The 2,927-nt window shown below is 72.9% G+C and carries 3 protein-coding genes; 1 reads left to right on the top strand and 2 read right to left on the bottom strand.

Annotated features, from left to right (window positions below):
* Positions 1-42 precede the first annotated feature (42 nt).
* Positions 43-711 (bottom strand): hypothetical protein, encoded by a 669-nt coding sequence (locus VFZ20_RS10055; protein WP_329683736.1) that lies wholly within the window; start codon positions 709-711, stop codon positions 43-45.
* A gap of 237 nt (positions 712-948) precedes the next feature.
* On the opposite strand from VFZ20_RS10055, the gene VFZ20_RS10050 reads away from it, so the two are divergent.
* Positions 949-2,454 (top strand): hypothetical protein, encoded by a 1,506-nt coding sequence (locus VFZ20_RS10050; protein ID WP_329683735.1) that lies wholly within the window; start codon positions 949-951, stop codon positions 2,452-2,454.
* Between the two features lie 83 nt (positions 2,455-2,537).
* Here the strand turns inward: VFZ20_RS10050 and VFZ20_RS10045 are convergent, their stop codons facing one another.
* Complete coding sequence (locus VFZ20_RS10045) at positions 2,538-2,753, bottom strand: hypothetical protein (RefSeq protein ID WP_329683734.1); 216 nt, start codon at positions 2,751-2,753, stop codon at positions 2,538-2,540.
* Positions 2,754-2,927: the final 174 nt, after the last annotated feature.

The following is a 2,927-nucleotide window of genomic DNA, read 5'->3' as shown; positions in this document are numbered from 1 at the left end:
TGCTGCCTCTGCTCCCTCTGCGTGAGAATGCAGTTCCCGTCGTCAGCGGGAGCCGAGGGCGCCGGGGAGGGTGACGGCGGACTGGTCGGGCGACTCGTCCATCGCGGTGAGCATCGGGAACTTCTCCACGATCTCCCACTGGTCGTACCGGCGATACAGCAGCACCACGCCGCCGGATCCGCACTGCTCGCCGCACCACGTGTCGTACGCCACGGCCGCGTACCGGTGCCAGTCGTCGAAGCCCACGCGCGAGAACGTGATGAAGAACCGTGCGCCCGGATGCACCGCCTGCAGCCGCTGTTCCGGCGCGTCATCCACCCGGAGCAGCGAATCGCGCTGGGCGGGCGTGATCCAGCGCACGCGCGCGCTGTCGCCGATCACCCGCCACACGGGCACGGGCTCCTCGCTGCGGATCACGAGGTTCTCGAACGCCTCGGCGGGGACGAGGTACTTGCGCTCCTCGTCGTCCTCCCGCTTCTGGAACGCCTCCACGCTGGGGACGAGCTGGTCCAGGTCCGGGTACTCCGTCATCCACGCCACGACGGGCCTGTGCTCGCCGCTTTCGCGCTCCAGGTGGCGGATGAGCGTGACCATCACGGCGCGCTCGTCCTGCTCCATGGATCGCGGCGCGGGCTGAGCGCGGGGGGCGCACGCCGTCTGCGCGGTGCACGCCAGGAGGGCCAAGGCGCCGAGGATGCGGGAATGTGTCATCGGGGGGAGGTCGGGGATGGAGGTACGGCCGAGCACGCGGAATCCTGCCCGCACCAATCATGATCGTCCCGCCGCTCGGGGACAAGGGACGACCGTTCAGCGCGCGGGGCGACCGCTCGCATCACGGGCGCGGCGCGGGGGCGGGGACGCGCGTAGCATGGGGTCCGCGGCGCAGGAGGGCCGCCCGGCGGCACCGCTCCGGATGGCGCCGGCCACGTGCGACCCCGATCGCATCCCATGAAATCGACGATCCTTTCGCTCCTGCTGGCCGGGCTGGCCGCCGCGCCCTCCGCGGCCGCGCAGGAGGCGTGCGTGCCCCTTCCGGCCGGGACGCCGGCGCCCGCGCAACTGCTGGCGACGGCGCGGGCCCGGCTGGGCACGGACCTGCCGGCGGATTCCGTGCTGCACTACCGCGCGGCCACGGCCACGCTGATGGACTACCAGTCGGACCGCACGTATCCGCCGTTCTTCTCCGCCATGGACCAGGGCGAGGCGTGGTACGACCCCGCGTCCGGCGTGGAGCGCAGCAGCGGATCGCAGGTCTACCCCGGCACGGGGCCGGCGGCGCTCCCCGCCATCCTCTCCTCGCCCACGGCGTCGTTCGCGGCGCGCGACACGATGATCGTCCCCGCCACGTGGCAGCACGGCGGCGTACAGGCGCTTCGCCCGCTGAACCCGTGGGCCGTGCTGCGCGAGTGGAGCGCCGCGGCGGACGTGCGTGCGGCCGGCCTCTGCACCGTCCGCGATTTTCCCCGCGTGGCGCTCGTCCGCCAGGGGCCATGGGGCGAGCAGCGGCTGTTCGTGGACCCGCGGACGGGCTACCCCGTGGCCCTGGCGCAGACGGAGCCGCACTACCTGTGGGGCCAGGTGCGGGTGGAGTACGTGTGGTCCAACTGGAAGCCCGTGGGCCGCGGCGCGTTCCCCACGACGGCGTTCCGCGTGGTGGACGGCGCGGTGGAAATCTCGCGGACGATGGGCGAGATCGAGCTCGCCGCCCGCGCCGCCGCGCCCGGGCTGACCGTGCCCGCGCAGCCGGACCGGATGCCGCTGGCGCACTGGACGGAGGTGGGCGCGGGGATGCCGATGGACACTGTTCGCGTCGGAAGGGACGCGTTCCTTCTCGCCAGCCGCGCGTACACGGAGGGCGCCGTGCTCGCGGGCGACACCGTCTACGTGCTGGATGCCACGCTGGGCGAGCGCCGCGCCCGCGAGGACGCCGCGTGGCTGGAGAAGCTCTTTCCCAGCAACCATCCCGTCGCCGTCGTGGTGACGGACCTGGCGTGGCCGCACGTGGCCGGCGTGCGCTGGTGGGTGGCCAACGGGGCGACGATCGTCTCCCATCGCACGTCGGAGGCGTTCCTGCGCCGCGTGGTGGACCGGCCGTGGACGCTCGCGCCGGACCTGCTGGAGCAGCGCCGCGCGTCGTCGCCGCTGCGCTTCATGGCGGTGGAGGACTCGGCGTCGCTGGGCGGAGGGCGGCTGCGGCTGTACGCCATCAACGGCGTGGGCAGCGAGGGCGCGCTGATGGCGTGGCTTCCCGAGGCGGGCTTCCTGTGGGCCGGCGACTACGTGCAGACGCTGCGCGAGCCGTCCTCCTACGCGCAGGAGGTGATGGCGGCCGCGCGCCGCGCCGGAATCCGCCCGGAGCGCGTGGCCGCGCAGCACCTGCCGCTCACGCCGTGGGCGCAGGTGGAGGCCGCGAACCCGGGCGCGTCCGCCGCCGTGGCCGTGGGCGCGCCGTGAGGGGCGGATGAACGACGAGGGGCGCATCCGGCGATGTCGGATGCGCCCCTTTGCCATGCCCGGACCGGCCGGCGGATCGACGGTCAGTCGAACTCGCGGTGCGGGTGGTGCTTGGCGTAGTTGTGGGCCGTGACGGCGGCGATGATGTGGGCCAGCCAGCCCAGGACGCCGCCCGTGCCCAGCCACAGGCCGGGGGTGATGACGAACCAGAAGATGGCCCGCATCCACGTGCCGTTGTAGAGCTGTCCGAGCCCCGGGATGATGAAGCTCAGCACGGCCGCCGTACCGGGATTTCTCATCGTTGCCTCGCCCTGCGGAAGATTGATACGTGCGGAAGCCGCTCTCCCGCTACTCTGGGGAGGTCCTACGGCGACGTCCGCGCGGAAGTTTCGGCTGGTACCACACGATACGGAGGTACGAAGGTACGCAACGGCGGCGGCCCTGTCATCCCCCGCGGAGAAACGAGAAGCGGG

Origin of the sequence: Longimicrobium sp. (assembly GCF_036280135.1) — a bacterium.
Taxonomy (GTDB): Bacteria; Gemmatimonadota; Gemmatimonadetes; order Longimicrobiales; family Longimicrobiaceae; genus Longimicrobium.
Note: the sequence above shows the minus strand (reverse complement) of the source record. Positions and strands in the feature narration are given on the sequence as shown.